The 25,778-nt window shown below is 65.6% G+C and carries 31 protein-coding genes and 3 pseudogenes; 24 read left to right on the top strand and 10 right to left on the bottom strand.

Going from position 1 to position 25,778, the window contains the following annotated elements; genetic code table 11:
• Positions 1 to 179: 179 nt before the first annotated feature.
• On the bottom strand, positions 180 to 1,049 hold the full coding sequence (locus tag SYNGFB01_RS10795; protein WP_152669630.1) for a CsgG/HfaB family protein: 870 nt from the start codon (positions 1,047 to 1,049) through the stop codon (positions 180 to 182).
• 400 nt (positions 1,050 to 1,449) lie between these two features.
• Here SYNGFB01_RS10795 and SYNGFB01_RS14390 point away from each other — a divergent pair, with 400 nt between their 5' ends.
• From SYNGFB01_RS14390 to SYNGFB01_RS10785, 3 genes and pseudogenes are all read left to right on the top strand, one after another.
• Positions 1,450 to 2,499, top strand: a complete 1,050-nt coding sequence (locus tag SYNGFB01_RS14390) for a hypothetical protein (RefSeq protein ID WP_152669629.1) — start codon at positions 1,450 to 1,452, stop codon at positions 2,497 to 2,499.
• Entirely contained in the window at positions 2,472 to 3,518 is a 1,047-nt protein-coding gene (locus SYNGFB01_RS14385; RefSeq protein WP_152669628.1) for a hypothetical protein, read from the top strand. Before SYNGFB01_RS14390 ends, SYNGFB01_RS14385 begins: the two co-directional genes overlap by 28 nt.
• Before the next feature lie 186 nt (positions 3,519 to 3,704).
• Positions 3,705 to 4,874: pseudogene (locus SYNGFB01_RS10785) on the top strand (IS5 family transposase).
• Between the two features lie 227 nt (positions 4,875 to 5,101).
• Here SYNGFB01_RS10785 and SYNGFB01_RS15650 read toward each other — a convergent pair.
• Positions 5,102 to 5,302, bottom strand: a complete 201-nt coding sequence (locus SYNGFB01_RS15650) for a hypothetical protein (RefSeq protein ID WP_048018019.1) — start codon at positions 5,300 to 5,302, stop codon at positions 5,102 to 5,104.
• A gap of 578 nt (positions 5,303 to 5,880) precedes the next feature.
• Here SYNGFB01_RS15650 and SYNGFB01_RS10775 point away from each other — a divergent pair.
• Positions 5,881 to 6,606, top strand: a complete 726-nt coding sequence (locus tag SYNGFB01_RS10775; RefSeq protein WP_048018018.1) for a MauE/DoxX family redox-associated membrane protein — start codon at positions 5,881 to 5,883, stop codon at positions 6,604 to 6,606.
• A gap of 106 nt (positions 6,607 to 6,712) precedes the next feature.
• Positions 6,713 to 7,398, top strand: a pseudogene (locus SYNGFB01_RS10770) (DUF305 domain-containing protein).
• Here the strand turns inward: SYNGFB01_RS10770 and SYNGFB01_RS15640 are convergent.
• Positions 7,387 to 7,563 carry a hypothetical protein gene (locus SYNGFB01_RS15640; protein WP_235300118.1) on the bottom strand — a complete coding sequence of 59 codons (177 nt, stop codon included), beginning with the start codon at positions 7,561 to 7,563 and terminating at the stop codon, positions 7,387 to 7,389. The pseudogene SYNGFB01_RS10770 and the gene SYNGFB01_RS15640 sit on opposite strands and share 12 nt — an antisense overlap.
• 89 nt (positions 7,564 to 7,652) lie before the next feature.
• A pseudogene (locus SYNGFB01_RS15635) lies at positions 7,653 to 7,718 on the bottom strand (transcriptional regulator); the annotation flags it as partial.
• A gap of 121 nt (positions 7,719 to 7,839) precedes the next feature.
• On the opposite strand from SYNGFB01_RS15635, the gene SYNGFB01_RS10760 reads away from it, so the two are divergent.
• The 3 genes from SYNGFB01_RS10760 to SYNGFB01_RS10750 are packed head-to-tail and all read left to right on the top strand — an operon-like array spanning position 7,840 to position 9,073.
• The gene (locus SYNGFB01_RS10760) at positions 7,840 to 8,550 is read left to right on the top strand and encodes a DUF305 domain-containing protein (protein WP_048018017.1); all 711 of its coding nucleotides are present in this window, start codon (positions 7,840 to 7,842) and stop codon (positions 8,548 to 8,550) included.
• 8 nt (positions 8,551 to 8,558) lie between these two features.
• Positions 8,559 to 8,783 carry a DUF3721 domain-containing protein gene (locus tag SYNGFB01_RS10755; protein WP_048018016.1) on the top strand — a complete coding sequence of 75 codons (225 nt, stop codon included), beginning with the start codon at positions 8,559 to 8,561 and terminating at the stop codon, positions 8,781 to 8,783.
• Positions 8,780 to 9,073: a fumarate reductase gene (locus SYNGFB01_RS10750; protein WP_048018015.1), complete on the top strand. Its 294-nt coding sequence runs from the start codon at positions 8,780 to 8,782 to the stop codon at positions 9,071 to 9,073. The genes SYNGFB01_RS10755 and SYNGFB01_RS10750 overlap by 4 nt, the downstream gene beginning before the upstream one ends.
• Before the next feature lie 149 nt (positions 9,074 to 9,222).
• Here the strand turns inward: SYNGFB01_RS10750 and SYNGFB01_RS10745 are convergent, their stop codons facing one another.
• Positions 9,223 to 9,426, bottom strand: a complete 204-nt coding sequence (locus SYNGFB01_RS10745) for a thiamine-binding protein (RefSeq protein WP_048018014.1) — start codon at positions 9,424 to 9,426, stop codon at positions 9,223 to 9,225.
• 57 nt (positions 9,427 to 9,483) lie between these two features.
• Here SYNGFB01_RS10745 and SYNGFB01_RS14695 point away from each other — a divergent pair, with 57 nt between their 5' ends.
• Positions 9,484 to 9,660: a hypothetical protein gene (locus SYNGFB01_RS14695; protein ID WP_161795886.1), complete on the top strand. Its 177-nt coding sequence runs from the start codon at positions 9,484 to 9,486 to the stop codon at positions 9,658 to 9,660.
• A gap of 475 nt (positions 9,661 to 10,135) precedes the next feature.
• Here SYNGFB01_RS14695 and SYNGFB01_RS10740 read toward each other — a convergent pair whose 3' ends face one another.
• The 3 genes from SYNGFB01_RS10740 to SYNGFB01_RS10730 all read right to left on the bottom strand — a co-directional run bounded on the left by SYNGFB01_RS10740 (position 10,136) and on the right by SYNGFB01_RS10730 (position 11,925).
• The gene (locus SYNGFB01_RS10740; protein ID WP_048018013.1) at positions 10,136 to 10,846 is read right to left on the bottom strand and encodes a penicillin-binding transpeptidase domain-containing protein; all 711 of its coding nucleotides are present in this window, start codon (positions 10,844 to 10,846) and stop codon (positions 10,136 to 10,138) included.
• A 111-nt stretch (positions 10,847 to 10,957) separates the two neighbouring features.
• Positions 10,958 to 11,353, bottom strand: a complete 396-nt coding sequence (locus tag SYNGFB01_RS10735; protein WP_235300117.1) for a VOC family protein — start codon at positions 11,351 to 11,353, stop codon at positions 10,958 to 10,960.
• Between the two features lie 71 nt (positions 11,354 to 11,424).
• Positions 11,425 to 11,925, bottom strand: coding sequence for a hypothetical protein (locus tag SYNGFB01_RS10730; protein ID WP_053068456.1), 501 nt, complete (start codon positions 11,923 to 11,925; stop codon positions 11,425 to 11,427).
• A gap of 166 nt (positions 11,926 to 12,091) precedes the next feature.
• Between SYNGFB01_RS10730 and SYNGFB01_RS10725 the strand changes: the two genes are divergently transcribed.
• The 5 genes from SYNGFB01_RS10725 to SYNGFB01_RS10715 all read left to right on the top strand — a co-directional run bounded on the left by SYNGFB01_RS10725 (position 12,092) and on the right by SYNGFB01_RS10715 (position 17,759).
• Positions 12,092 to 15,697 (top strand): AAA family ATPase, encoded by a 3,606-nt coding sequence (locus SYNGFB01_RS10725; RefSeq protein WP_152669627.1) that lies wholly within the window; start codon positions 12,092 to 12,094, stop codon positions 15,695 to 15,697.
• A 149-nt stretch (positions 15,698 to 15,846) separates the two neighbouring features.
• Positions 15,847 to 16,443, top strand: a complete 597-nt coding sequence (locus tag SYNGFB01_RS10720) for a M28 family peptidase (protein ID WP_053068455.1) — start codon at positions 15,847 to 15,849, stop codon at positions 16,441 to 16,443.
• Positions 16,444 to 16,482: 39 nt separating this feature from the next.
• On the top strand, positions 16,483 to 16,611 hold the full coding sequence (locus SYNGFB01_RS15955) for a hypothetical protein (RefSeq protein ID WP_255347552.1): 129 nt from the start codon (positions 16,483 to 16,485) through the stop codon (positions 16,609 to 16,611).
• Between the two features lie 142 nt (positions 16,612 to 16,753).
• On the top strand, positions 16,754 to 17,437 hold the full coding sequence (locus SYNGFB01_RS14380) for a hypothetical protein (protein ID WP_152669626.1): 684 nt from the start codon (positions 16,754 to 16,756) through the stop codon (positions 17,435 to 17,437).
• A gap of 112 nt (positions 17,438 to 17,549) precedes the next feature.
• On the top strand, positions 17,550 to 17,759 hold the full coding sequence (locus tag SYNGFB01_RS10715) for a hypothetical protein (RefSeq protein WP_152669625.1): 210 nt from the start codon (positions 17,550 to 17,552) through the stop codon (positions 17,757 to 17,759).
• Between the two features lie 1,432 nt (positions 17,760 to 19,191).
• Here the strand turns inward: SYNGFB01_RS10715 and SYNGFB01_RS14990 are convergent.
• Positions 19,192 to 19,575 carry a hypothetical protein gene (locus tag SYNGFB01_RS14990; RefSeq protein ID WP_200900102.1) on the bottom strand — a complete coding sequence of 128 codons (384 nt, stop codon included), beginning with the start codon at positions 19,573 to 19,575 and terminating at the stop codon, positions 19,192 to 19,194.
• Positions 19,576 to 19,684: 109 nt separating this feature from the next.
• Here SYNGFB01_RS14990 and SYNGFB01_RS10705 point away from each other — a divergent pair, with 109 nt between their 5' ends.
• From SYNGFB01_RS10705 to SYNGFB01_RS10665, 10 genes are all read left to right on the top strand, one after another.
• On the top strand, positions 19,685 to 20,068 hold the full coding sequence (locus SYNGFB01_RS10705) for a class I adenylate-forming enzyme family protein (RefSeq protein ID WP_048018010.1): 384 nt from the start codon (positions 19,685 to 19,687) through the stop codon (positions 20,066 to 20,068).
• A complete protein-coding gene (locus tag SYNGFB01_RS12640) occupies positions 20,031 to 20,861 on the top strand; it encodes a class I adenylate-forming enzyme family protein (protein ID WP_082325993.1) in 831 nt (276 codons plus the stop codon). Before SYNGFB01_RS10705 ends, SYNGFB01_RS12640 begins: the two co-directional genes overlap by 38 nt.
• Positions 20,858 to 21,256 (top strand): hypothetical protein, encoded by a 399-nt coding sequence (locus SYNGFB01_RS10700; RefSeq protein ID WP_152669623.1) that lies wholly within the window; start codon positions 20,858 to 20,860, stop codon positions 21,254 to 21,256. The genes SYNGFB01_RS12640 and SYNGFB01_RS10700 overlap by 4 nt, the downstream gene beginning before the upstream one ends.
• 170 nt (positions 21,257 to 21,426) lie before the next feature.
• Complete coding sequence (locus SYNGFB01_RS10695; protein WP_048018009.1) at positions 21,427 to 21,921, top strand: 2,4'-dihydroxyacetophenone dioxygenase family protein; 495 nt, start codon at positions 21,427 to 21,429, stop codon at positions 21,919 to 21,921.
• A gap of 8 nt (positions 21,922 to 21,929) precedes the next feature.
• Positions 21,930 to 22,316 carry a CidA/LrgA family protein gene (locus SYNGFB01_RS10690; protein WP_161795885.1) on the top strand — a complete coding sequence of 129 codons (387 nt, stop codon included), beginning with the start codon at positions 21,930 to 21,932 and terminating at the stop codon, positions 22,314 to 22,316.
• Entirely contained in the window at positions 22,313 to 22,996 is a 684-nt protein-coding gene (locus SYNGFB01_RS10685) for an LrgB family protein (RefSeq protein WP_048018008.1), read from the top strand. Before SYNGFB01_RS10690 ends, SYNGFB01_RS10685 begins: the two co-directional genes overlap by 4 nt.
• A gap of 41 nt (positions 22,997 to 23,037) precedes the next feature.
• Positions 23,038 to 23,259, top strand: coding sequence for a hypothetical protein (locus SYNGFB01_RS12635; RefSeq protein WP_053068450.1), 222 nt, complete (start codon positions 23,038 to 23,040; stop codon positions 23,257 to 23,259).
• A gap of 29 nt (positions 23,260 to 23,288) precedes the next feature.
• Positions 23,289 to 24,155, top strand: coding sequence for a gamma-glutamyltransferase (locus tag SYNGFB01_RS10675; protein ID WP_053068449.1), 867 nt, complete (start codon positions 23,289 to 23,291; stop codon positions 24,153 to 24,155).
• Between the two features lie 84 nt (positions 24,156 to 24,239).
• Positions 24,240 to 24,473 carry a Nif11-like leader peptide family natural product precursor gene (locus SYNGFB01_RS10670; RefSeq protein WP_048018007.1) on the top strand — a complete coding sequence of 78 codons (234 nt, stop codon included), beginning with the start codon at positions 24,240 to 24,242 and terminating at the stop codon, positions 24,471 to 24,473.
• Positions 24,470 to 25,270 carry a YwiC-like family protein gene (locus SYNGFB01_RS10665; protein WP_048018006.1) on the top strand — a complete coding sequence of 267 codons (801 nt, stop codon included), beginning with the start codon at positions 24,470 to 24,472 and terminating at the stop codon, positions 25,268 to 25,270. Before SYNGFB01_RS10670 ends, SYNGFB01_RS10665 begins: the two co-directional genes overlap by 4 nt.
• A gap of 102 nt (positions 25,271 to 25,372) precedes the next feature.
• On the opposite strand, the gene SYNGFB01_RS10660 is transcribed toward SYNGFB01_RS10665, so the two are convergent.
• Positions 25,373 to 25,720 (bottom strand): YnfA family protein, encoded by a 348-nt coding sequence (locus SYNGFB01_RS10660; RefSeq protein ID WP_048018005.1) that lies wholly within the window; start codon positions 25,718 to 25,720, stop codon positions 25,373 to 25,375.
• Positions 25,721 to 25,778: the final 58 nt, after the last annotated feature.

Here is a 25,778-nt window from a genome sequence, read left to right as displayed (position 1 = left end):
AAGCCAACTGACCGAGGTGTGGCGGCGGGCTCGATGGGCGCGTCACCTACAGGCCCGTAGGTGCGCTTACGCTCACGTCGCTGTCAGGCGCTGGCACGGATGCCTCAACGAGCATCAGGCCATACGGCCATCAGGCGGAAGCCAACCAGGGTTGGCGGGGCAAGGGCGCTCTGACGCGTTCAGTCCAGTTGGAGCACGCCACGGGTCCGATCCCGCCGCTGTCTGTCCTGGGCATCGAAGCGAGCCATGCAGTCGCCCTTCGGCACGAGCAGACAGCTCACGTAGTCGGAGGCATCGATCAGGGCGGCCCGGATCGCCTTGGCGGCCGGTGTGCGCTGGGACTCGGAGCTGCTGTTGCTGAAGTTGAGGGTGCCTGCCGCACCCACCGCAGCCTGGGCTCCACGCCCCATGTTGGGCGCTGCCCACAGGGCGACCCCGGCCAGGGGCAGCAGGCTGCCGCCGGTCTCGCGAGCCCCGGCCACGCTGCTGGCCCTGCCCTCCACGGTGCGGGTACCCACCACCTCGCCAGTGGTGCTGTCCACCACCCGGATGTCAATGGCCACGTAGTCGCGGGTCTCCAGCTGCTGATTGCTGGTGCCGAAGCCGAGCACGCCGAAGCTGTTGCCCGTTCCCCGGCTCTCCACGTTGCTTTCGTAGGAGGTGATCGTGCCGAGCACGAGGTAGCGGGCTCCGGTCATCTGCCCCCGTCGGGCGGCGGTCGGTCCCTGGCGGACGATGCCCAGCTCGGCCAGTTCCTGCTCGGAGAGCACCTCCTTGAGGTTGCTGCGCTCCACCACCTGCAGGTCGCCACTGCCCTGAAGCTCATTGGCCAGGGCTGCGGCGAGATCCGTGGCCACAGGACCCTGCCACCACCAGGCGGGCTGAGTCACGGTGTTCTTGAAATCGGGCACCGAAACGGTGGGCTTCTGCTGGGATGCGTACGGCGTGCGCGGCAACGCCGCCTGGGCCCAGCCCGCCACCGGATGGAGCCCCAGCAAGGCAAGCAGCAGCAGATGGCGAGGCAGGTGAGTGCGGAAGCGGACGACCATCGCAGGCACGGAAGCAACCGGCCCTGCGAGGTTAGGCGACCTTGCCTGTGCTTCAGCCAGGACGCTGTCCATCGTGAAGGTGAGACGAAGGCCGTCTCTGCGCAGCCATCCTGAGAATAAGACACTCTGCAGAAGAAGACAATCTGTTACGCCGAAGACGATTGTCTTGCCGAACCTTAGGCTTAAACATATCAAGCATCACTCTCTCCGTCTGAGCATTTTACCCTATTCTGATCATGAGAGAATGTTACCCTGATCGGTCGCTGAGACCTGAACTTGCAACGCTGCTAGCCGCTCTGATCACCCTCCCGGCACCTTCGGCCTTGGCTGATGACAGCCTCGACATCTCCGAGAGCGACTACCGATTGACAAAACTTTGCTGGCGACTACACGCGAACAGTTGGCCCGCCCAAGCAAGAATGGCGTCATTGTTATGCGTCCCGCAGAAACCAATAGGATTAACCTGAACAAAATCCTTTCCGGTCAGCTTGACAGAGATACCGCCATGCCTCGTGGATCGCGCATCGCAGTGGCCGTTACCAGCTTAGATCGTCAGAACCATGACAGTGGGAGTCTCACGACGGGTGCCATTGACACAGAAGATCAAAAGCTGACCTCTGTCAATGAAAGCCTTACTCTGGCTCGGTATCAGATCGGCATCCCGGATTCGGCTGAACCTGGGACCCTTGATGAAGACCACGGCATACACGGCAGCGGCGAAAACGGAAGCCCGCTTGCCGTTAACTCCCGAGGCGACCGCAAGGCCATAGTCGGAGATGGCACTACGCTGCCTCCGAGGATCTTCGAGATTGGTGAAACTCCCGCCTCAGGTCGCGGCCTCGCACCATCGGTCATGAACGATCCGGACGCGCCTCACGTCCAGAACGGCGATGACCGCGCGAACAACTTGTTGGGAAAGTCCGGGCTCGACGACATATCCGGCGGCAAGGGACGCGACACTTTCTGGTTCCGGGCTGGGCACGGCCAGGGCGATCCCACAAATACGCTTGAGGATGGCGATCGCATTCGCGACTACGAGTCGGGTGAACAGATCATCATTGATGGCGTTAACCTGAGCGGCAGGGACATCACCGTGAATTACGACCCCGAAAAGAACGAGACCCGTATCGGGCTGGATCTGCCGGATGGACAGGGAAACAAAGATGGAATGCCGGACAAGACAATTATCCTTGATGGCGACAAGCGTGGGGATGTATCCAGCACAGGGACTTGTTGCGGCGGGCAGGCCACAACGATCTATATTAACATCCCGAAAGCAAAGGATACAGGACAACTCCAACAGCAAGTGCTGCCGCGCTCCACACCGGAGGAGGAACGCTCCGACGAACAACCCCATGACAAACGTCAGTCCCGAATGGAGCGACCCCGCACGGCCGGGATCAGGAAGGAGGCGCGATGGGAATGGTTAGCAAAAGCACGAACGGACTGACAACTCTCACGAACTCTGCTACTGGCATACGGGTTTCATTGCCTTCAGATATTGAAGAGGGAGATGTTATCAGTTATTCTGTTTTCAAAGACGAATCTCCGGTTGCCGAAGACTATAAAGTTGAAATATCCAGCACAGCCACATTCAGCGATGAAGAAAGCAAAGAGACGTCCCAAGCAGGAACTCAAGGAGAACCGGCAAAAGTCCCAGGCCTTTTCACAAGCGTCATCCCTCGTGTTGCAGGCAAGACTGTTACATCGGTAAAGCGAGAGCCCACTAGCGCCATAGATCAGCGAAGGCCTGAAGGACCAACGGTGATCGTGACCGTCAAAGATCCTAAGGGAAACATCGTGACAAGTGGATCTGTTCCGGTAAAGCCTGAAGGCCACTATTCGGAGTCAAGTACCTTTGAATTCCCCCAGGAGACGGCAGACAAGACGCCTGTTCGGATTACAGGTCCATTTGACAAGCCAGTTGGGATGACAACAGTAATGGTAGACAAAATACCTGCCAGTATTGTTGCCAAGTCTCCCCGGGGTGTGGTTGTCGTTCCTCCACCTGGGCTGACATTTGGCGCTCATGAGTGGGAGGTCAAAGAAGGCGCAAAATCAGCAACTAAAGTTATTCGACATAGTTTTCCAGTCCATGATTCAGTGGGACTTCCAAGACAGCCAGCGCAGGAAGCGAAGGCAAGGCCCACTACCTCTGCCGATATTGACAGTAATTGTAGCGAAGAGATCAATGCGTATCGAGATGAAATGCGGGGTCGCGTAGACACTGGCTGGAAAGCGCCCAAGCCGCCGCGCAAGGGAGAGTTTGTGACAAAGCTAAAGTATGAGCTTATGCGAACAGGAGGCATCTCAAATATTCAAATTGTCCAATCATCAGGCCTCCCAAGCCAGGATGAGTCAGCTGTTAACAGGGTGAACGAGATGGCAGGGTACTTTAAGCCGATTCCTTCGTGCTACCAGAGTAAGTCGCTAATTATTGATCACACATTTATGGTGATTTATCGATGAGCTGAGTCTGCCTAATTCAGACCAACTCCTTCTGCAGGCGAGTGCACAGGTTGTCCAGCTGTTCAGCTGGCAAGGTGCTGTGGAGCAACCTGCGCTAACTTTCACGGACCTTGTGGAGATGCCATCCCCCTTGCCCACCACCGGGACGACTCCAGCGGCTGCTGGGCGCTGAATGGTTGGGTGAAATTGGGTGAAAAAGCAGCCCAGCCGCGGGAGAATGGCCCCCTGTTCTCCTACGTCTCCACTGAGGATCGGATCCCCAAGGCCCATCCCCTGCGGCAGGTCCGGCGGCTGGCCGATCAGGCGCTGGATCGGCTGAACCCCACCTTCTGCAGGCTCTATCCCGAGGGAGGTCGCCCCTCGATCCCGCCGGAGCAGTTGCTGCTGACCCTGTTGCTGCAGGCGTTCTACAGCATCCGCTCGGAGCGGATGCTGTAGCCAAAGGCTTCTGCGAAGCAGTACGAGCAGCTGGACTACAACCTGCTGTTCCGCTGGTTTGTCGGCCTCAACACGGACGATCCCGTCTGGCATCCCACCACATTCACCAAGAACCGAGACCGGCTGCTCAACGAGGAGCTGATGGCGATGTTCCTGGAGCTGCTGCTGGCCTCGCCGGAGGTCATGCCGCTGCTGAGCTCCGAGCACTTCTCCGTGGATGCCACCCTGCTGCGGGCCTGGGCCTCTCATGGCTCCCTGGAGCGGATCGACGGAGGCGATGACGATCCGCCACCGCCCAGTGGCGGGAACGGGTTTGGATCGGCTCCTGGCAAGCAGAAGAAGCGCGCCAGGGGCGACTTCCGCGGCCTGCTGCTCTCCAACCAGACGCATCGCTCCAGCAGCGACGGGGAGGCGCGTCTGTTCCGCAAGTCCGGTGGCACCGGAGCATTCCTCAGTTATCTGGGGCACTGCCTGATGGAGAACCGGCACGGCCTGGTGGTGGCCAGTGAGGTGACTCCGGCAGACGGCTACGGGGAGCGTGCGGCGGCCGTGCGGATGGCGCGCTCACTGCCGGGTGCCCACCAGAAGACACTGGGGGCCGACAAGGGCTACGACACCAGGGATTTCGTGGCCGATCTGCGCATCGCGGGCATCACGCCCCATGTCGCCCAGAACATCCAGCCGCGCCGGCGCTCCGCCATCGACGGCCGCACCGTTCGCCATGCGGGCTATGCCCGCTCGATCAACGCCAGGGAGCGCATCGAGCAGGTGGTTGGATGGATCAAACAGGCCGCCGGACTGCGGCAGCTCAAGGCCCGAGGTCGATCGCGGGTGGGAGCGGTGTTCCGGCTGCATGTGGTGGCCTACAACCTGATCCGCCTGGCCAACCTGCTCAGCCCACGGGAGGTGCTGGCATGAAAGGGACAACGCGTGGCGGCGGCGGCGATCCAGAGTCTCCGACGTGGCTCGCATGCCTGTTAGCAGGGCAGTGGAAGCCGAGAAAGCTCGGGGATCGAGCTGCGAATCATTCCCACAGCGCAGCAGGAGGCGTTAGGCCTCGAATTGGCGGCTATTTCAGCAGCCTCTTATAGCCGTGCTGATCAATCCCGGCCCTTGGCCGAACCATCGCCATCAACCCCCTCCTCTCAAGCCGCTGCGGCCTTGCGGATCGGGCCATCGCGGTCGGAGCGGAACTGCACCGACGCACCAGCTAACGCGCTCTGCAGCAGCTTGAGCACCTGCTCCAGCACCGCGGTGCTCAGCGGCGCGCCGCTGCCCATTCCCTCACGGCTGCGCACCAGCAGCACCAGTTCGGAAGACGAGCGCAGCTCCAGCAGCACCTGCACCGCCAGGGCCGGGCTGCCGGCCAGCAGGGCAATCGAGGCGTTGCGGCGATCCAGCCACTGGACCGTACCGCCCAGATCCCTGGCCAGCGCGGCGATCGCACCCCGCAGTGCTCCTCATCGACAACGTGAGCGATCAGGGCTTCCAGGCGTGCCATGGCACCGGCTGCAGGAGAGCCATTCTGCCGGTGTCCACCCTTCACAGCCAGGCGCAGCAGCGGGAAAGTCCACAGTTCTGCGGCTCCTCCGGTCCATTTCTCCATCCAGGCCAAGCGCCCTGAGCCCGAGGCTCCGGACCCCGACAGGAGGGCATGAGAGGGGAGCAGCGGCGGCGCTGCACCTGCCCATGTCCTCTCAGTAGAGGATTGCGGATGGTCTGAGGGTCATGGGTCTTCGCCTCTGCCGCTGCGCCGCCGGCGGGGCTGAACGCCGCAGGTGGTGTGTGCCAGGCAGACATGACCATGCCGGCCCGGGGGATAGGGCCGCCCAGAGCCGACAGCCTCCGCGCCCCACCGGGCGCCTTGACTCTCCAGTAACTGGAGATCTCAGAGTTGGGGTGGTTCTGCTTCGCCCATGGCTCCATGACCCCTTCCTCTCTCGATCACGTGCGCCTCTACCGGATGGATCTGCCCGATCACGCCTGCCCCTGGGGACTCAAGGCGGTGCGGCTTCTCGAGGAGCGCCACATCCCCTTCCAGGACCATCCGCTCCGCAGCGAGGAGGAGGTGGCCGCCTTCAAGGCAGCCCACGCGGTGGCCACCACCCCCCAGGTGTTCGCGGGGCAGGAGCGCATCGGCGGATACACCGACCTGGCGGCACGCCTGGGGACACGGCCCGAAGCCAGCGAGTTCTCCTACACGCCGGTGATCGCCGTCTTCGCCACCGCCGCCCTGATGGATCTGGCGCTGGCTGGTGGCCTCAGCGGCTTCATGGGGATCTCGATCTGTCTGCTGGCGATGCTCAAGCTGATGGATGTGGCGGCCTTCGCCGCCAGCTTCCGCAAGTACGACCTGCTGACCCAGCGGTGGCCCGCCTGGGGGCGCCTCTACCCCGGCGTGGAGCTTCTGGTGGGTCTCGGCATCCTGATCCGGCCGGATGTCGCCATGGCGTCGCGGCTGATCGGCGCCACGGCGGTGCTCCTCGGCGCCATGGGCATGGTGTCGGTGGGCAAGGCCGTGTTCATCGACAAGCTGGCCCTGAACTGCGCCTGTGTGGGGGGCAACGCCAAGGCACCGCTCGGGGTGGTGAGCTTCGCTGAAAACCTGATCATGGCCCTGATGGGGGCTGTGATGCTCGTGGTTGGCTGAACCGACCGCGACGCCGCCGGGCGCCGCGTGCTGCCGCGCCGGCCCGGTCTGATCACCCTGCGGCAGCCGTGGCCAGGATGGAGTCAGCCGCTTCCGGAGCTCCCCGATGGTGTTGCCCATCACTCGCGTTGTCAGGGGCCGTGAGGCCTGGGCCGGACTCGCCACCGCAGCGGCGCTGCTGCTGACGCTCAACCCAGCCGTCCAGGGCGCCCCCAATCCCGTGAGCACGCCCGGCAGCACGCCTGGCCCTGGGATGGGCTGGGGAGGAGGTGCGCTGGGTCAGCGCTCCGCCGATGCCCGTTTCATCGTGATGATGATTCCGCATCACCAGGGGGCGATCGCCATGGCGGAACTGGCCCTCAAGCGGGCCCGCCGTCCGGAGATCAAGGCCCTGGCCCAGCGGATCATCACCAGCCAGAGCCGCGAGATCGCCCAGATGCGGCAGTGGTACCGCAAGTGGTATGGCACGGATGTACCGGCCTGGAGCGTCGGAGCGGGCTACGGCAGGGGAATGGGACCCGGGATGGGCATGGGAGCAGGCTGGGGTTGGGGCATGCCGGGGATGGCCACCAGCTGGATGTGCTCAAGAGCGCTCCGGATTTCGATCGCGCCTTCATCGAGCAGATGATTCCGCATCACCGCATGGGCGTGATGATGGCGTCCCACGCCGAATGGAACACCCAGCACCCGGAGCTGCGCAAACTGGAGGAGGCGATGGTGCGCGTTCAGAGCCAGGAGATCGAGCAGATGGCCCAGTGGTACCGCCAGTGGTACGAGACCTCAGGCGGTTGACGCCTTCTCGCCGCCGCAGGCCTCCCAGCTGTTCAGCATGGCGGTGAGTTCAGCCTGCAGGGCCAGCAGATCCTCGATTCGCTGCTGAATCTCTCCGGCCTTGCTGCGGATGGTGCCCTGCAGGTTCTCGCAGGAGCAGATGCCGCTGCGCCGCGCCTCCAGCACGGAGCGGATCGTGTCCAGCGGGATTCCATGGCCCGCAGCGTGCGGATCAGGGAAAGCTCCTCGTAGACAGACTCATCAAAGAGGCGATAACGGCCTTCGGTTCGGGAGACCGGCTGGAGCAGTCCCTCGTCGCAGTAGAAGCGGATGGTCTTCACCGGCACGCCTGAGCGCTCCGCCACCACGCCGATCTGCTGGCCCGACGCCCGCGCGATGACCACCGCTTGACTCTCCACCAGGAGGAGACTTCATCCTAGGAGCATGCGTTCTGCCGCGCCCATGCATCGGCTGCTCCCACTCGCTGCCGCGATCGCCCTGCTGGCCCCTGGCCAGACCATGGCTCAGCAGCCTTCCCCCCTGCCAGGCATGGACCATGAGCACCATGNCCAGCCGCTCGCTCCCGCCCCTGCAGGCCAGGCCAGCCACAACGCCCATGGCCATGACATCGGCCCGGCCGGCGCGACCTACGACCTGCGCTTCCTCGACGCGATGGTGCAGCACCACACCGGAGCGCTGCGGATGAGCGAGTTCGTGTTCGACATCGGCTCAGCCGGGGTGGGGGCCCTGGCCAAGGGGATCTGGCGCGATCAGGCCCAGGAGATCAAGGCGATGGGCCAGTGGCGCAAGGCCTGGTATCCCGAGGCGCCGGTCTACCCCGTGACGTTGAAACCGGGCGGCAACCCCGACGCCATGGCCGAGCTGGTGCGCATGAGCGCGGCCCAGATCGAGGCGATGCAGATGATGGGCGCCACGCCCACCAGGGCCAACCGGGTTGTCTGGTTCCTCGAGAGCATGATCCAGCACCACGGCGGTGCGCTCGAGATGGCCCACGACGCCCTCGAGAAATCGACCAACCCGACCATCCGGCGGCTGGCGCGGCAGATCATCGTGGCCCAGCGCCGCGAGATCATCGAACTGCGCACCATGCTGGGCCGCGAAGGATTGAACAAGCNTGAGTACCACCGGTTCGATCCCCTGTTCCGCTTCTGAGGCGCCTCATGACCTCGTCACAGATCCTGCTGCTCACCGCAGCGAGCGCGCTGATTTCCCTGACGGTTGCTCCTGCCGCCGTGGAGGCGCACAGCAAGGGGCTCTTCAAGACCCAAGCCGAGGCCGAGCAACGAGCCCGCGAGCTGGGTTGCAAGGGCACTCATCAGAACAACGGCCTCTGGATGCCCTGCAGCGATGAAGCGCACCTGCATCAGGAGCTGCGGCAGGAATGAAACCACGCCGTCTGCATCGCTGGGTGGTGCCGATCGCTGCCGCGCCTCTGCTGCTCACGGCCGCCAGCGGTTCGATCTACTCCTTGCTGCTGGAGCAGGGCATCGACGCCTTCTGGCTGCTGAAGATCCACACCGGCCGCTTCGGGCCGATCAATCTGCAGCCCTACTACTCCGTGGTGCTGGGGCTGCTCACGCTGGTGGTGATCGGCTCGGGACTGATGGTGCTTCTCCAGCCCACCAGGTCATTGTCCACGCCCGCCCGGGGGCGAGGCCGGTCCTCCGATTCCTGACGGCGCTGGCTCGCTGGCCAGGGCGGGACCCATCCGGTCATGGAAGCGCCTCGCCGCGATCCGCGCNGTCGCCAGCGGACCGTGTCGCGCTCGGCCAGAACGACGCTGCGGCAGCTGGATTGGGGCGCCCGACAACACAGTCTTCGGCCTCAGAGCAGCGCCTGCACGCTGGCCACCTTCTCCTCAAGGCGCTGGTCCTTGTCGGTGCGGGTGTTGATCTTCACGGTGGTGTACACGCGGGGNCAGCCCATCGCATGCACCGCCTGGTGGCAGGCCTCGATGGCGGCGATGGTGGCCGCCAGATGCACGCCCACGCCGATCGGCACCACGCACAGATCCACGATCACCTTCACGGTCCACCCCGCCGGATTGCTCCCATCGGGGGAGCAGCGATCCGCAGTTCCGAGGAGATGGTCGAGCCGCTGGGCCTCACCGCCCTCGCCATCCAGGTGATCAGCGGCCTGTGGATGGCATGGCTCTATCGACCGGGCTTCCGAGGGCTCTTCCACCCGGCCAACCCGATCGGGATGCTGGCGATCGCCTTCGTGGTGGTGGGGGCTCTGATCCGGTTGGGTGGATGGAGCTGAGCGGGGCCTGAACGCAACAAAGCCCGGAGCGTGGGCCCCGGGCATTTGCCTGCTCAGCCGTGGTGCCTTCCCAAGGGGGTCGGGCGCAGCTGCGCGGTCGGTTGATCGTTTCAGATCCGGTGATTTTCAGTTGTGGGCGGAGCTGCCGGCGCTGGCACCTGGGGCCAGGTGACTAGTGGGACGTTCCGTTGAGTCCGGGGCACCTGAGGCTGAGCCGTGAGCAGTGCAATGGACGGGGACGGCGCTGCTCAGACAGAACAGCCACGCCTGGAACGTCAGAGATCCGTCGAGAGTGTTGGAGCAGGGGCCGGATCGTCAGCGCGCTCCTCTCTGGTGCTCAGGGGGNCTGTCTTCCATCCGTGGAGCCTCCGAATCCCGTTGCAACCACGATGGGACCGACCACAGGTTTCAGCAAGGGCTGCAGCACATTCGACACCGCTCTTCACCAGGGGCAACGAGGCTTCATGAAGGGGCTTCACGGCGTCGGGACGGGTACCGGCGGCTCAGGCACGATCCCCAGCTTCCGCAGGCTGGCGCGCTCCAGTTGCTCCCGCTTGGGGGCATCAGCCGCACCGGCCATGACGAGGTTGAGGGCAAAGGNCGTGACCTGATCGCCACGCTGCACCCAGCCCGCCCACCAGCCCACACCCGCCCCTGGGGCGTTCTGCCAGCCGGTCTTGGCATGGAGGCTCCAACCGGGGCCCGAGTCGACCCGGGTGATCTCGGCCACCTGCTGCTGGGCGCTGCGGGGAAACGGCAGTCTCTGGTGAGACAGGCCGGAGAGGAAGCGGGTCTGCTCCACGGCGCTGATCGCCAGAGGCCCCCGCATCCAGAAGCTGGTCACGTTGCGGCCGATCTGCTCGTTGCCGTAGTGCAGGCGCTGAATCGCCTCGCGCAGGCGCGCCAGGCCGATGCGGCGGGCCAGCTCCTGATACAGCGGCACGTTCGACAGCCGCATGGCCCCACGCAGTCCCATCGGCTCGAGCCACTCGCGCATGAACGGGTTGGCATCGCCGGTGTAGGAGATCAGTTCATCCACGCTCCCAACGACACCGAGCGAGAGGCCGATCAGGGCATTGGCGATCTTGAAGGTGGAGGCCGGTGAGAACCGCTGTTCGGCCCGGGAGCGGTTATGGCCACGCAGTTCACCTCGGCGTTCATCCAGCAGCACGAACGTGCCTTCCACGCCGGCGTTGCGGCTGCTGCGGTGGGCAGGGCGAGCAGCCCCACCGCCATGAGGGTCAGTGGCCGGCGCATGCGCTCCAGGGGGCGGATTCAGCTCAGCCTGGCCCCAGCATCAGGGCAACACCAGCAGCAGCAGGCGGTTGCCCTCAGGATCGACCAGCCAGGCTTCCGCTCCAAAGGATTCCGGTCGCGGCGGCTCCAGCAGCGACGCGCCCAGTTCCAGGGATGCGGTGATCCAGTCGTTGAGCACGGCAACGGCGCCCCTCCCATCCGCCGGTCGTTGCAGGCACAGGGCCAGCCGTCCCTGCTGGCGGTGTTGGGGGCGGCTCCGCGATGGGGCGTAGATCTCCAGCCAGCCACCGGCCCGCCACGGCACGCGCCAGTGGCTGCCACGCAGACCCGGCTCCGGCTTCACCTCCAACAGGGCGCCGTAGAAGGCGGCCAGAGCGGCCGGATCCTCGGCGGCAAGCACGATCGACCCGCTCAGCCCTGTCGCGTCCACCGCCACCAATCCCGGCGCACTGGCGCATCATGGTTGCTTCCGCACAAGGGTTGGCTCTGGCGGCGGCTGGGGCGGGCTCAGCCATGGGCATGCAAGGCCACATCGCTGCCTTGCATCTCATGCAGCCAGGCGCCATAGGTTTCCGGCTTCATGAAGCTGAGGTAGGCGGGTGTCATCTCCCTGGTGAGCATCTCGATCATGAAACGGTTCTCCACCCACAGCTCGATCAGCTGGAAGGGGCCGCGATCGCAGGCGCGCACCAGCCATCCCTCCCGTACCCCCACCTCCTCGATGTGCTCCCGGCTCACCGATACCGAGATGGCAACGTGAAAGCCGCTGCAGCGCAGGGCCGTTTCCTCTGTACCCACATCCACCTCGTCGGCCCCCGGGATCCACACCCGATCGGCCGGAATGATCTCCAGAGCACTGCCGTGATCATCACCGAAGTTCACCATGTAGGCACCTGGAGTGATGGGAAACTCGAAGTACTGACCATTGGTCAGCTCCGCCAGAACCCGTGCCACCCGGTAGGGATCGGATGCCGGAAACGAGATGTGATGAAGCATCGGGGCCTCCATCGAGAACCCCGTCAATCTGACCGAGGCAGCAGGGCCGGTCCAGACGTGTTTGGGTGACTTAGCCGGACAGTTAAGAGGTCCGTTATCTGGCTGACGCCGCCTGAGTGCCTCTCCATCCTCATCCAGCGCACCCCTGAGCCGTGGCAGACTCCTTGCCGCTGTTGGATTGCCCCGTTCCGTGGTGCGCAGCAGGCGCCGACGAGGGNTGATCCTCACCTCCTCAGGCCTCGCCAGGCTGACCGCCGCGCGTCGGATCCAGGCCAGCCAGGAAGGGCATGGCGCGCGGCCGCCCCAGGAATGGCTGGCCGAACGCAGCGGCCTCTCGGTGCGCACGATCGCCCGGATCCTGGCGGGCCAGGCTCCGGTGGACCGCCAGTCGCTGGAGGCACTGTTTGAGGTCTTCGGGCTGAGCCTGGATGCGGGTGACTGCCTCCATCCGCAGGATCCCGCAGCGGCTGGCGCTTCACCGCCTGGGGCTGCCGGTCCAGCCATCGACTGGGGGGAAGCCCCGGTGGTGGACGCGTTTCATGGCCGCCAGGAGGAGCTGGCCACCCTCGCCTCCTGGCTGGAGGCGGGCAGCGGCTGCCGTCTGATCTGCGTGCTCGGGCTGGGGGGCATCGGCAAGACCACCCTGGTCACCCGGCTGCTCCAGGCTCAAGTCGAGCAGCAGGGCGGTGCTGCCTCACTCTTCAGAGCAGGCGATGCCGGCTTCGAGACCATCGTCTGGCGCTCGGTCCGTAACGCACCCCGTCTGGAGACCGTCCTGCGGGAATGGCTCTCACGGCTGGCACCGGAGCAGGCAGAGGGATCCGTTCTGGATCGCTTCCTGCGACTGATCCGCGAGCGACGCTGCCTGTTCGTGCTCGACAACTTCGAAAGCCTGCTCGATGCCGGGGTGGCCGGCTCCTTTCGAGCCGACTACGGCGACTACGGGGAGCTGGTGCGGATGGTCGCCGAAACCTCGCACCGCAGCCTGTTGATTCTCACCAGCCGCGAGAGACCTCTCGAACTGGAGCCATGGGACAACGACGGCCAGGCCGTGCGCAGCCTGCGGCTGGGCGGCAGCGTGGAAGCCGCCCGGGCGCTGCTCGATGCCGGCGATCTGCAGGGCAGCGCCGAGGAACGGCGAACCCTGGCGCAGCGCTGTGGNCAAAGCCCCNTGGCGGTGAAGATCGTCGCCGCCGCGGTGAGGGACCTGTTCGGGGGTGACATAGCAGCCTTCCTCCGCCAGGAGGCGGTGCTGCTCGGTGGCCTGCGCCAGTTGCTGCAGCGGCAGTTCGAGCGCCTCTCCCCACTGGAACGGACGTTGATGAGCTGGCTGGCCATCCGGCGTGACTGGAGCTCGGTGGAGGAGTTGTTCGGCGATCTGGTGCCTGCCCTGCCGCGCAGCCAGGTGCTGAGGGCGATGCAGGACCTGCAGCGGCGCTGCCTGGTGGAACGCCGTGGCAATCGCTTCACCCAGCAGCCGGTGGTGATGGAGTTCGCCAGCGAGCGGCTGGTGGAGGAGATCGCGGCAGCCATCGCCGGCGGACGGGAGCTCGGCCCCNTTCATGCCTTNGCGCTTCTCCAGACCACCGTCACCGACCACATCCGCGTCAGCCAGGAGGAGCTCCTGCTGGGTGAGGTGGTGCTGGTTCTGCTCGGCCGGCTGGGGTCGCGCCAGGCAGTGATTGCCCGTCTGCGCCTGGTGCTCGATGGGCTGGTGCAGGCGAGGGGAGAGCCCGCTGGAACGGTCGAGACCAGCTACGCCGCCGGCAATCTGCTCAACCTGCTCCATCACCTCGATGCCGACCTCAGCGGCGTCAATCTGGCCGGTCTGGCGGTACGCCATGCCTATCTGCCCAATGTCCCCCTGCCGGGAGCCGATCTCTCTGAGGCCGACCTGAGCAGCTCGGTACTCAGCAAGACTTTCGGGGCGGTCTTCGCGGTGGCCTTCCACCCCGACGGAGAACGGTTCGCCACCGGAGAGATCACCGGCAGGCTCCGCCTCTGGAACCTGCGGGACGATGGCTGGATCTGGAGCCGCCCCGCCGCCCCCCAGTGGCTGTGGACGATCGCCTTCAGTCCGGACGGCGCGCTGCTGGCTGCTGCGGGCGGCGATCGGGTCGTGACCCTGTGGAACACCGAGCACGGCCAGCGGGTCCGCGAGCTGGCAGGTCACACAGACCAGGTGTACGGAGTCGGCTTCGATCCGGCCGGGGTCCGGCTGGCTGCCGCGGGGGNCGATGGCACCGTGCGGATCTGGCGGGTGGCCGACGGCGAACCCCTGCTGACCCTCATGGGCCATGAGGGTCCGGTGACGGCAGTCGCCTTCTGCCCACGGGGCGAGCAGCTGTGCAGCGGCGGAGCTGATGGCACCCTGCGGATCTGGGATGCGGCCAGCGGCGAGCCGACGGGCTGGATCGCGGCCGATCGCAGCGATCTGCGCTGCCTGGCTGTAGACCCCCTCGGGCGCTGGATCGCCACCGGCGGTGGGGAAGGGCTCATCCGGCTCTGGTCGATGGGCGAGCGACGCCTTCTGCAGACCCTCTCCGGCCACCAGTCCCAACTGGTGAGCCTGGCCTTCAGCGGAGATGGAGCACTGCTCGCCAGCAGCAGCACCGACCATTCGGTGCGCCTCTGGGCGATGCCCAGCGGCCGCTCCCTGGCCACCCTCAGCGGGCCTGCCAGCTGGCTTCACCGGATTTGCTTCAGCCCCGACGGGCGGTCGCTCCTCTGCGGAGGCAGCGACTACAGCATGCGCCACTGGGCCGTGCCGGAGGGAACGCTGCTGCGCAAGTGGGTCGGGTACTGCAACTGGATGTGGTGGGCGGAATACAGCCCCGATGGCCGCTGGATCGTCAGCGCCGGCGGTGATCGCACGGTGCGGATCTGGGATGCGCACCGTGGCCGTCTGCACCGCACCCTGCGGGGNCATCACGCCTGGGTGCTCTCGGCGGTGTTCTCGGCCTCCTACGNCGCCGCCGGCAGCCGCATCGCCAGCGCAGGAGACGAGTCGATCCATCTCTGGGAGGCAGCCAGCGGCCGCCGGCTGGCGAGCCTGCACGGCCATCGCGGCGAGGTGCTCTGCCTGCAATGGAGCCCCACGGCGCCGCTGTTGGCCAGCGGCGGCAGCGACTACAGCCTGCGGCTCTGGGATGTAGGCCGCGGCGAAGCCGCCGCTGTGCTGAGCGGCCATCACGACTGGGTGCGCTCCCTGGCCTTCGATCCCAGCGGCAGCCGTATCGCCAGCGGCAGCCACGACCGCACGGTGCGGCTGTGGGACGTGGCATGTGGCGCCTGCGCGCTGGTGCTGGACCGCTTCGAGGCGTGGGTGTGGGGGGTGGCCTTCACGCCTGATGGCAATCATCTGGTCACGGCCTCCGGCACCCACCTCACCCTGTGGGATCTGCGGCTGGGCACTGCTGTACGCCGCTTTTCCGGGCACACCACCTGGATCCGCAGCATCGCCGTGAGCAGCGACGGGCAGTGGCTGGCATCCGGCAGCAGCGACGGGGCAATCCACCTGTGGGATCTGAGCCGCGGGGAGCTGCTCTGGTCCTGCACCGGCCACAGCGATCAGGTTCTCTCGGTGCGCTTCAGTCCTGATGGCACCAGGGTGGTGAGCGGCAGCGCCGACGAGACCGTGAGGATCTGGCAGAGGAGCAGCGGCAGCAGGGTGGCGACCCTTCGCGCCGAAGGGCTCTACGCCGGCACCCGAATCACCGGTGTGACAGGCCTGGCTCCTGCCGCACTGGAGAGCATGCGGGCGCTGGGGGCCCTAGACGACTGACCCAGAAGCTCAGGCGCTCAGGTGGCGGCCGGCACGGGGAGCTGCTCCACCCGGGTACGACGTGAACGCGTCATCCGGCAGGGTGATCGCTGGCATCGTTCGCAGAGTGCTCACCAGGGCCGCCGCACTCTGAAACGCACTCCAGCGCCATGACCACACCACAGCTGCAGCAGCGCCTCCTCGCCCACCTCCGGGAGCTGGCCCGGCCCCGCCATGCCCTGTGGGATCGTCTCGGCCTGATGAGCGTTCGCAGCACCATCCGCGAGCAGCTCGGCGCGCTGGGTGAGGTGGAGGAGCATCCCTTCCGGGAGGGCAGCGAAGCCGGTACCAACCTGATCCTGCGGCTGCCCGGCCAGAACCCCCAGCGCGCGCCGCTGCTGGTGGCAGCCCACTACGACGGGCCGTTCAACTCGATCGGCGCCGACGACAACGCCTCCGGCGTCGCGGCCCTGCTGGAGCTGGCGCAGCGCTGGGCGCTCGATCCCCCCACACGGCCGGTGTGGATCGTGGCCTTTGACCAGGAGGAGTGGGGCATGCTCGGCAGACGGGCCCTGGCCCGCGAACTCCGTGCCGCCGGCCAGCCGCTCCGGCTGATGGTGAGCCTGGAGATGCTCGCCTACACCAGCGCCGAGCAGGCCTACCCCATCCCCGCCATGCGGCGGATCTACGGGCGATGGGCCGCCATGTGCGCACCAAGGTGCTGCCGGTGTTCGATGGCGGCCGGAGCCTGCCCGATGTGCGCCTAAGCGATCACAGCCCCTTCTGGGATGAGGCTACGACGCCTGATGGTGACCGATACCTCGTTCCTGCGGAATCCCAACGTCCACCAGATGAGTGACACGATCGAAACCCTCGATCTGCCCTTCTTCTGCGCGGTGGTGGAGGGACTGGCCGATGCACTGGGAGCAGTCTGAGCCCACCGGGCCCCGCATCGATATGGCGATGGGGGAGGGGAGGCGGACCTTTTGCCGGGATCGGCAACGGCATCACGATGGTGTGGGCAGGAGTCAATTCCTGGCTAAGGATGAGGACGCGTAGCCCTTACCGGAGGTTGCCATGTCGCTCAATCCAGTGCTTTCAGCAGCCCTCATGCTGGCCATGCTTTTGGGCTCCTTCCCCGCTACCGTCCTTGCGGATGGAGCTTCATCACCAGCGGAAGAAACTCCTGTTGAGAGGATGCGAAGGTTGTTGAGGGAGGCTCAGAATACCAATCGTGAGCTTGATCGACAGGAAGGCAAGAAACCTGGGGTCGATATTCCCGAGCAGCCGGATGCCGATCCAAGGATGCGCGGATGGAAGCGTGAGTACGAGGAGGCAAAGCAACAATGGGATTTAGCGAAGGAAACCTTGGGGAAGGATTTTGAACGCCTTCGGAACCCCGACCTTGTGGATCCCACCAATACGTGCTGGCAGAAGATTCAGGATTATTATCGAGCCATTGCCAGGGTCTATAAAGACTGGCAGGCTCCAAACCCCGGGAGGAAAGGTACGTTTATCACTCGAATAGACTTTGATATTCACACGCAAGCCTCCACCGACAACAGGCGAGAGGAACCTGCTAAGCCCTTGGCCGATAATTTCGTGATCACCCAGTATTCCGGTGAAGCCGCTCAGGACAGGTCGGCCTATAGCGAGGCACAACGTAAAGCCCCTGATCTGCATATCCGCCTGAGTGTGCGGCTCCTTCACTGCGCGTTTTTCACCTCTTCATCGTTCAATACTCATGAGAAGAACTGGTGAGTCCGCTGTTCCAAAATTCGTTGAGTCCCTCATCGGGCTTGCCGAGAACCCCAGCCTCCCTGAGCTGCCGTAGCGATCGCTCCTGGGGATCGCCGCCGACAAGGCCCACAACGTGGCGGACATGGCCGTCGATGCCCGCCGTGATCCGGCGATCTGGAGCCGCCTCTCGGGCGAGGTGAAGGGAACGTCCTGGCATCTGCTGCGCATGCATCATCAGTTCCAGCAGGGGCTGATCGGTCAGGGCGAGCAGATCACCCAGTGCTGTGCCAACTGGACCGACGACCTGGTGCGCCAACGGAGCTGGGCGCCGGAGGTGGCCTGAGCAGGGCTTGGCGTGCAGCTCAAGCCTCTCGCCCTGCCAGGGCTGAATCAGCGACGCCCAACAATCCTGAGGCTGCGGGCGTCTGGGCGCACCTGCCACCGCGACGCGCCGCTCAGAAGAGCCCGGGAATCAGGCCCCAGCCCCCGCGGCGCTGAGGCTGCTCCTCCTTCGGCGACTCCTCCTTCGGAGGTTGGCCCTGGGCATCACCCATCTCCATCAGAGGGAGGGTGCTGTTGGAATCCCGCATCAGCGTCACGGTCCAGATGGGTGGGCGGCCGGCGGAGCTTGCGGGATCCACCACCCGCAGCGTGTCGCCGTAGGCGGTGAAGTGCACGACGCCTTCGCCCAGCTGCTTCATCGCCGCCGCGCCGATCGTGCAGCGGGTCTGCTCGGGTGGCATCAGCACGCCCTTGCCGATCAGATTGCGGGCCGTTGCCGAATCCAGATCGGCGGGCACGCCACTCTCGCCCCAGGGGNCTGAACTCGACGTCCAGAGCACCACATCTCCAGGCTCCCAGCCCCCGCCAAAGGCCATGGCCTGGCTGCCAAGGGCGGTCGGGACAGGAGACCAGCTGAGATCGATCGCTTCACCACTCAGGCGGGTTGTGAGCTGCACCGGCGCCATGAAATCAAGGATGCTGCTCACNTGAAANCGGATCTCCGGGGCGTAATTGCTCAGGACCCGGTGATCTCCCGTCAGCGAGCCGTTCGCCGGAACCGGTCTGTTGTCCTGGCGATTGGGCCAGGTGCCCATGGTTGTGGTGGATGACGCCCCAGAGACCTTGGGATTGCTCCAGCTCTTGCGGCTGGCCAGGGCCTCTGCCTGCCGTCGCTGGTCAGGCAGGAGAGTGGCGAAATCGATGACCTCAGGGCGATCCGCTGCTGCTGTGCCGGCACAGCCACGGAAGATGACCAGCCGCCCCTTGGGTATGTCCGACGTGATGTCACGGGAGGCTTCAGCAGGCGCTGGACTCAGCAGCGGCAGGGAATTGCCTAGACCAAGCCCTGCTGGGATGAGGTGTTCTGCCTGCGAAACGCTCGGGGCGCTCTGCGATGACCTCAAGGTGAGATCGAGGCTGCGGGTGGCAGTCGGCTTACCGCCACCCATCAGCATCCGCATCATCTCCATCCCCGATGCCGCTGCTCCCATGCCAGAGCTGGTGCGGGCCTGGATCTCATAGCTGGCTGGGGCTGCAGTGGCGGGAGAAGCCAGCAGCAGGGCGCTGCCGCCCAGAGCCATGGACCGCAGCAAAAGCGGCAGGCGGAGAGGCAGCACAGCTCTCTGGCGGCAGTCCATGGAGACAGGCGGGTGCGGGGATCGCCCAAACGCTAGGAGGCCTTTAACCTCCTCACCTGGCTCATCAGAGAAGGGCCTGCACGCTCGCCACCTTCTCCTCAGGCCTCTGCTCGTTGTTGGTGCGGGTGTTGATCTTCACGGTGGTGGTGCCATGGGGTGTAGCGGGATGTTGAGGCTGGGGTCGGTGAGCACCTTCCCGCAAGCGGCGATGGAAGGGTTCAGGTGGACGGCAACACCGATCGGCACCTCGCGCAGATCCGCGATCACCATCCTGACTGGCATCTCTGGGAGGGCTCCATCCTGGAGCCAGTCGTCCTGGCGCAGTGAAGCTGAATGGGGCGTCTGCTCAGTAGCCAAGATTGATGAACTCTTGCCTGAGCTATTCACTGTAAGGCTGTTAGCTGTGACGCTTTCCTCCAGCGGCCCCGCATTGAACACCATCGATACGATCTCCAGCCAGAGTTGGCGGCTCACGGCGGATAGTTGGGTGACGATCACCTCGGAGGGTGGCTGGTTCATGAACACCCATGGGCATATCCCTGGGCGTGTTCGGTTACAGCAAGCCCTTCACAGGTGAATCCTGGCGCGTGGAGGCGGCAGGATCAGGGTTGTTGCGCCTGCTTCGCCGATGTCACTGGTAGGGCCCCTGCTGCCGCAGCTGACACCTCTTGAAGATCTGCTGTCGCGCGGTCTCCAGGAGACCCCAGATTCAACAGCGCTGAGCACCGCTGAAGCCGAGCTCAGTTGGCGCGAACTCGACCAGCGCTCGCGTCTGCTCGCCTGCTGCTACAGGGCAATGGGACTCCAGCCGGGAGATCGTGTGGCCTCTCTCCTGCCGAACCGGATCGATGCGGTGCTGCACGTTCTGGCCTGCATCCACGCTGGTCTGGTAGCGACACCACTGAACTACCGCTACCGAGCACTGGAGATTGATCGAGCCCTGAGAGTCAGCAGCGCTCGTCTGTTGCTCTTCCATGGCGAGCGGCTCGCCCGATGTGGAACATTGTCGTGAAGTGCCGCGCCTAGACTTCGGTGCCCTGAGGGTTGTCGACGGATGCGACGGCCAACTGGTCGATCAGATTGCTGTCAACAGTCAGATCGCACCAACTTCCGTCGCTATCCCGTGCTCAGATTCTGAGCACAAGCTCACAGCTGACTCCCCGGCACTGATCTTTTTCACATCAGGCAGCACCGGCGTCCCGAAAGGAGTCACCCACAACCGAGGCAGCCTGGAGGCGTTGGTAAACGCCTACGGGCACAACTTCAATCTCACCCCAGATGATCACTATCTGATCGCTTCGTCCATGGCCCATATCGGCGGCCTGCTGGGCTGCCTCTCGAGTCTCACCTTGGGCGCCCCAGTGATCGTAGCCCGAACCACGGATGCCGGTGAACTGGCTCACATGCTGCTCAGCTGCCGCCCCAGCGTTGTCAAGATGCTGCCTTCGACCCTTTTCAGCCTCGTCCGCGACCCACACGTGTCTTCAGCGGCCTTCAGCAGCCTGCGGGAGTGTTGCGTGGCCGGTGATCATGTGCCTCCAGAACTCCACCGCGAATACCACCAACTAACGGGCCAGCACATCACCGAGATGTACGCCATGACAGAGGCCGGGATGCTGGCTGCCAACTTCGGCGGGCCTACCGATCGCATTGGCGCGGTAGGTCCTCCGGCGGCTGGAGTGGAACTGGAGATTCGCAGCGCCGATGGCACTGCTCTCCCGGCTGGTGAAGAAGGGGATCTCTGGGCACGCACCCCCTGCCTGATGCAGGGCTATTGGGGCAGCCTGAAGCCACAGCCGAGGTGATCGTGGACGGTTGGCTGGCAACCGGTGACCGGATGTCGACCAACGGCGATGGGGTGCTGACGTTTGTTGGCAGGACCAAGCAGATCATCGTGCATGACGGCTCGAACATCTGCCCCCAGGAGGTGGAGGATGCCCTTCAGGAACATCCCGACGTCAGTGGTGCTGTGGCGGTCGGGATCCATGATCTGGTCCATGGCGAAAACGTTCGTGCGTACGTGACGCTGCTTCCCAACGACCCTGCACCAACGGAGAGTGAGTTGATCACATTTGCCCGCGACCGCATCGGCTACAAGGCACCGACGTCCATCGTGGTCCTCGACCAGCTGCCACTCAACGCCACGGGCAAGGTGAATCGTGTGGCGATCAGAGCCATGGCCAACCAGGCCGCTTCATGAGATGTGGTGACGTGACCCGTGATCACCTGGTGGCGCAGCCGGTGATTCAGGCCTCAGTGGCCTTCATGCAGCAGGCGGCGCGACGGACAGCAAGGAGCCAGGGAAGGCATGGGAGCAGCCGGCACGGTGCAGGATGAGGGCTGCAAGCAACCCACAGGACAGTTCCGGCCATGCTCACCAGTCCGGATGGCGAACGCCCGATCAAGCGGGAATGGGTGCATCGGGCCCCCACGGCCGTGCACATCGGGGCTGAGGATCTTCCCTTCGTGGACATCGGTGGCGGCAATCTGCTGCGGGTGCTGCAGGTGTTCCCCTCCGACAACATCTGGATCACCGAGAACGTGTTTCAGGCCGGTTTCGAGAGCCCGATGCACATGCACACCGGCAGCGTCTGGGGCCACACCTTCTCGGGGTCGTGGAAGTACCTGGAATCGGATTTCGTGAATCGGGCGGGATCGTTTCTGTTCGAACCGGCCTCTTCGGTGCACACCCTGCAGATCCTGGAGAACGACACCCGGGTGCGCTGGCACATCCACGGCGCCAACCTCAACCTTGACGCGGAGGGCGGCATCGCCAGCATCGTGTTCGGCAAGGCCCGTCTCGACACCTACTGGCAGCTGTGCGAGGAGCAGGGCCACGGGCGGCCGGCGGTGATGGTGCTGTGAACCGCGGGGTGGCCACGGCCCTGGCGGCAACCGTCCGTCCGGCGCTGCAGATCGGTGCTCTGGTGGGGCTTGACCAGCTCGCCCGCGTGCTGACGCCGCACCTGCCGCTGGCCCTTCCCTCGAATCTGGTGGGCATGCTGCTGCTGAGCCTGTTGCTGAGCACGGGGCTGGTGCGGGAGAGGTGGATCGGCACCGGCGCCGGACTGTTCAACCGGCACCTGGCCTTCTTCTTCGTGCCGATCGCGGTGGGCCTGCTGGCCTACGGAACCCTGCTGCGGGAGCACGGACTGGCCCTGCTGCTGGTGATCGGGCTGAGCACGGCGGCGGGCATCGCGGCGGCGGGCTGGATCGCTGCCTGGCGGGCCACGCCGGCCAGACCGCCGGCCTCGCCGTGATCCGCCTGCTGTTCGGGGTGGGGGTGACGCTGGCGGCCTACGGCCTCAGCCGATGGATCGGCCGCCGCCATCCCTCTGCGCTCACGGTGCCGGTGCTGATGAGCACGCCCCTGGTGATGCTGGCCATCAGCCTGAGTGGCCTCGGGCTGGATGGCTACCGGGATGCCAGCGCAGCGATCACCTGGTGGCTGGGGCCCGCCACCGTGGCGCTGGCGGTGCCCCTGCACCGCCACCGGCAGGTACTGATCGACCACGGCGCCCGGGTGGGGGGAGCGGTGCTGGGCGGCACGCTGGTGGCGATGCTCACCGGGGTGGGGTTGGCCCGGCTACTGGGACTCGCGGCTCCGCTGCAGGGGGCTCTCGGACTCAAGAGCGCCACGGCACCGGTGGCCATCGCCCTGGCCAGCGGTGTAGGGGCCGATCCGCCGGTGGTGGCCGGCATCGTGGTGGCTTCGGCCCTGCTGGGCACGGTGGTGGGCCCGGCCCTCCTCACCCGGATGGGTATCCGCAGCCCCCTAGCCAGGGGGCTGGCCATGGGCACGATCTCCAGCGGCCAGGGCACCGCGCAGGCTCTGCGCGAGGGAGAACTCACCGGCGCGGCGGCCTCGGTGGCGATGGCCCTGGCGGCCCTGGCGGTGGCGCTGCTGGCGATGCCGCTCGGCGCCCTGCTTCGGCGCTGAGCGCTTCACACGAACCTGGCCGCGGCACCCGTTCCGAGTGGATGATTCATCGTGCCCTGGGCCTCGATCCCGATGATCACAGGTGTGAGGCCGCCAGGGTCGGGGTTCGGCACCCCTGGGGCAGCTGGTTTGGCCCCCACGCCAGGGTCCACTGCATCTCCCTGCTCACCTGCCGGCCCCACCAAGGCCTGATCACCCAGGGCGAGCACCTCACCAACCGCTGCAAGGGCTGGACTGACGACATGATCCGCCAGCAGGGCTGAAGCATGGTTGTGGAAGCCGCTGTGCTGCCATGACCAGCCCGATGGGATTCCTGGATCGCCGCTCGCCGGTGTTTGCTCGGCGCGCCATGGCGAGCTCCAGCTCGCCCCTGGTGACGCGGGTGGGCTTGCGGGTGCTGGAGGAGGGCGGCAACGCTGCCGACGCCGCCGTGGCCATGGCCGGGATGCTGGCGGTGGCCGAGCCGATGATGAGCGGCCTTGGCGGCGACACCATGATCCTGGTGTGGTCGGCCGGGGATCAGCAGGCGCTGGGCCTGAATGGCTCCGGCATGGCCCCGAGCGGTGCCAGCCCCGAGCACATCGCGCCGCGCACCCTGATGCCGGAGCACGGCGCAGCCTCGGTGACCATTCCCGGTGCCGTGGACGGCTGGTGCACGCTGCTGGAGCGCTTCGGCACCGGCTCGCTTGAGCAGCTCTGGGACCCGGCCATCACCTATGCACGCGACGGCTACCCGGTGGGTGAATCCAGTGCCGGCTTCTGGATGGTCGGCACCCCCCTGCTGGAGCGCAGCAGCTCACCGCAAGCGCGGGAGCTGCTTCTGCCCAATGGCGCCGCACCGCAACCCGGCCAGCTGATCCGCTTCCCGCAGCTGGCGAACACCCTCGAGCGCGTGGCACGGGAGGGCCGCTCTGGCTTCTACGAAGGGCCCGTGGCGGAGGCGATCGCCCAGACGATCAGTCAGGACGGTGTGCCCACCACCACGGCCGACCTGGCCGCCCAGCAACACCGCGGCGAGTGGGTGGAGCCGCTCAGTGTGAGCTACCGCAGCAGAGAGGTGCTGGGTCTGCCTCCCAATTGCCAGGGGGTGGTGACCTGGCCTGGCACATCCGCGGCATCACCGCTCTGGCGATCGCCTTCGTGGTGGTGGGAGCACTGATCCGGTTGGGTGGGCTGGCCTGAGCAGCACACCGTTGATTCGCGCCAGATTGAGCAGCATCAACGTCTCCTGAGGGTCTCGGGGATGGCAGACGGAAGAACCGCAGCGGAGCAGCGCGCAGCGGAGGAGCAGGAACAGCAGCAGCTCGAGCAGTTCCTTGCCCATGCCGCCCGCAGCCCGGAGCTGCAGGCCCGCCTGAAAGGGGTCGATCCCTACGAGGTGGTGGAGATCGCCGCCGCTGAGGGCTACCGCTTCGGGGTGTTCACGCTGCATCGTGCCGTCTGCACCGGCTACGCCATGCCGAAAGTCCGGCAGTGAGCCAGCCGGCCGCCAGCCACGTGCGCCCCTGGTGGCAGCCCACCCTCTCCCATCAGCACGGGCCCCTGGTCGCCCTTGTGGTGTCGTTTCTGCTGGGCGCCGCCGGGTCCCAGACCTGGACCGCCAGCACCAGCCTCGCACTGGTCGTGGTGCTGGCGGCGTTTCAGGCCGAGCATCCACTGGTGCAGCAGATCCGTCGGCGCCGCAGCTTCCAGCCGCGCCTGATCCTCTGGGCGTCGCTCTATGGCGCCATCGCTGTGGGCCTGAGTGCCCTGCTGACCTGGCAAACACCTGTTCTGCTCAGCCTGGCTGGGCCGGCTCTTCTGGTGCTGGCCCTCGATGCCCTGGCCGTGCTGCAACGCCGTCAGCGCGGACTGAGCCATGAGCTGGTTGTGTTTGCGGCCGTCTGCCTGGCAGCGCCGTTTGCATGGACAGTGGGCAGCGGCAGCCTCGAGCCCGCCGCCCTCGGGTTGTGGGGGCTGTGCAGTCTCTATTTCGGCAGCAGCGTGGTGCTGCTCAAGTTCAGGCGCGAGCCCGCCATCGAGATCACAATGGTGCTCGTGAGCGGCACTCTTGCCACGGCACTGATCGCTGGCGGCTTGTGGCTGGGCCTGCTGCAACCCCTCGAGGCCCTGGCCTACGGCGTCGCCCTGCTCAAGGGCGCCTGGCTGCTGAACCGGCTGGAGCACTACCGATCAGCACCGATCGGACGGGTGGCGGCGATCGAGAGTGCCACAGCCCTGCTGTTCCTGCTGCTGGCAGCCTTGGCCCTGCTTCCGGCCACCCTGCAGCCGTGAGGCTTATTCCAATGGTTTTGCGCCATCAGCACTGCCAAGGCCCTGATGAGCCCTTCGGGACACGACTTGGCTCAGGAGCGAGACCGCGCCGATCCTTCTCTTCTATGGCGGTGGTTTCCCCATCAGGATTCCCATGCCGGTGAGAATCACGACCGACCCCAGCAGATCACGCCCGCTGAGGGGTGCTCCGTCCACCAGACGCAACCAGAACAACGCCACGGCCACATACACGGCGCCGTAGGCCGCATACACCCGTCCCGATGCCGTGGGGTGCAGGGTCAACAGCCAGGCGAACAGGGCCAGGGAGAGGGCGGCAGGGATCAGCAGCCACGGGGAGCGCTGATGCTTCACCACCAGATCGGTGAGATAACAGCCGAGGATCTCCGCCACGGCCGTGAACAGAAACAAACCGGTGGTGGTGACCAATGCAGTGCCGCGGCATCCGGGCATCGTCGCTGGCCCGTTGCAACGCTGCAGTTGTGGCTCCAACCGCGCTGGCTGCCTCGCA

It is taken from the genome of Synechococcus sp. GFB01, assembly GCF_001039265.1.
Classification (GTDB): Bacteria; Cyanobacteriota; Cyanobacteriia; order PCC-6307; family Cyanobiaceae; genus NIES-981.
Note: the sequence above shows the minus strand (reverse complement) of the source record. Positions and strands in the feature narration are given on the sequence as shown.

What these genes read in the sequence shown, in the direction of transcription:
- SYNGFB01_RS10795 (WP_152669630.1), bottom strand. Translation starts at nt 1,049, where the DNA reads ATGGTCGTCCGCTTCCGCACTCACCTGCCTCGCCATCTGCTGCTGCTT.
- SYNGFB01_RS14385 (WP_152669628.1), top strand. Translation starts at nt 2,472, where the DNA reads ATGGTTAGCAAAAGCACGAACGGACTGACAACTCTCACGAACTCTGCT.
- SYNGFB01_RS10775 (WP_048018018.1), top strand. Translation starts at nt 5,881, where the DNA reads ATGACCCCTTCCTCTCTCGATCACGTGCGCCTCTACCGGATGGATCTG.
- SYNGFB01_RS10755 (WP_048018016.1), top strand. Translation starts at nt 8,559, where the DNA reads ATGACCTCGTCACAGATCCTGCTGCTCACCGCAGCGAGCGCGCTGATT.
- SYNGFB01_RS10750 (WP_048018015.1), top strand. Translation starts at nt 8,780, where the DNA reads ATGAAACCACGCCGTCTGCATCGCTGGGTGGTGCCGATCGCTGCCGCG.
- SYNGFB01_RS14695 (WP_161795886.1), top strand. Translation starts at nt 9,484, where the DNA reads ATGGTCGAGCCGCTGGGCCTCACCGCCCTCGCCATCCAGGTGATCAGC.
- SYNGFB01_RS10730 (WP_053068456.1), bottom strand. Translation starts at nt 11,925, where the DNA reads ATGGAGGCCCCGATGCTTCATCACATCTCGTTTCCGGCATCCGATCCC.
- SYNGFB01_RS10720 (WP_053068455.1), top strand. Translation starts at nt 15,847, where the DNA reads ATGACCACACCACAGCTGCAGCAGCGCCTCCTCGCCCACCTCCGGGAG.
- SYNGFB01_RS15955 (WP_255347552.1), top strand. Translation starts at nt 16,483, where the DNA reads ATGGTGACCGATACCTCGTTCCTGCGGAATCCCAACGTCCACCAGATG.
- SYNGFB01_RS14380 (WP_152669626.1), top strand. Translation starts at nt 16,754, where the DNA reads ATGTCGCTCAATCCAGTGCTTTCAGCAGCCCTCATGCTGGCCATGCTT.
- SYNGFB01_RS14990 (WP_200900102.1), bottom strand. Translation starts at nt 19,575, where the DNA reads ATGAACCAGCCACCCTCCGAGGTGATCGTCACCCAACTATCCGCCGTG.
- SYNGFB01_RS10705 (WP_048018010.1), top strand. Translation starts at nt 19,685, where the DNA reads ATGTCACTGGTAGGGCCCCTGCTGCCGCAGCTGACACCTCTTGAAGAT.
- SYNGFB01_RS12640 (WP_082325993.1), top strand. Translation starts at nt 20,031, where the DNA reads ATGGCGAGCGGCTCGCCCGATGTGGAACATTGTCGTGAAGTGCCGCGC.
- SYNGFB01_RS10695 (WP_048018009.1), top strand. Translation starts at nt 21,427, where the DNA reads ATGCTCACCAGTCCGGATGGCGAACGCCCGATCAAGCGGGAATGGGTG.
- SYNGFB01_RS12635 (WP_053068450.1), top strand. Translation starts at nt 23,038, where the DNA reads ATGATTCATCGTGCCCTGGGCCTCGATCCCGATGATCACAGGTGTGAG.
- SYNGFB01_RS10675 (WP_053068449.1), top strand. Translation starts at nt 23,289, where the DNA reads ATGACCAGCCCGATGGGATTCCTGGATCGCCGCTCGCCGGTGTTTGCT.
- SYNGFB01_RS10670 (WP_048018007.1), top strand. Translation starts at nt 24,240, where the DNA reads ATGGCAGACGGAAGAACCGCAGCGGAGCAGCGCGCAGCGGAGGAGCAG.
- SYNGFB01_RS10660 (WP_048018005.1), bottom strand. Translation starts at nt 25,720, where the DNA reads ATGCCCGGATGCCGCGGCACTGCATTGGTCACCACCACCGGTTTGTTT.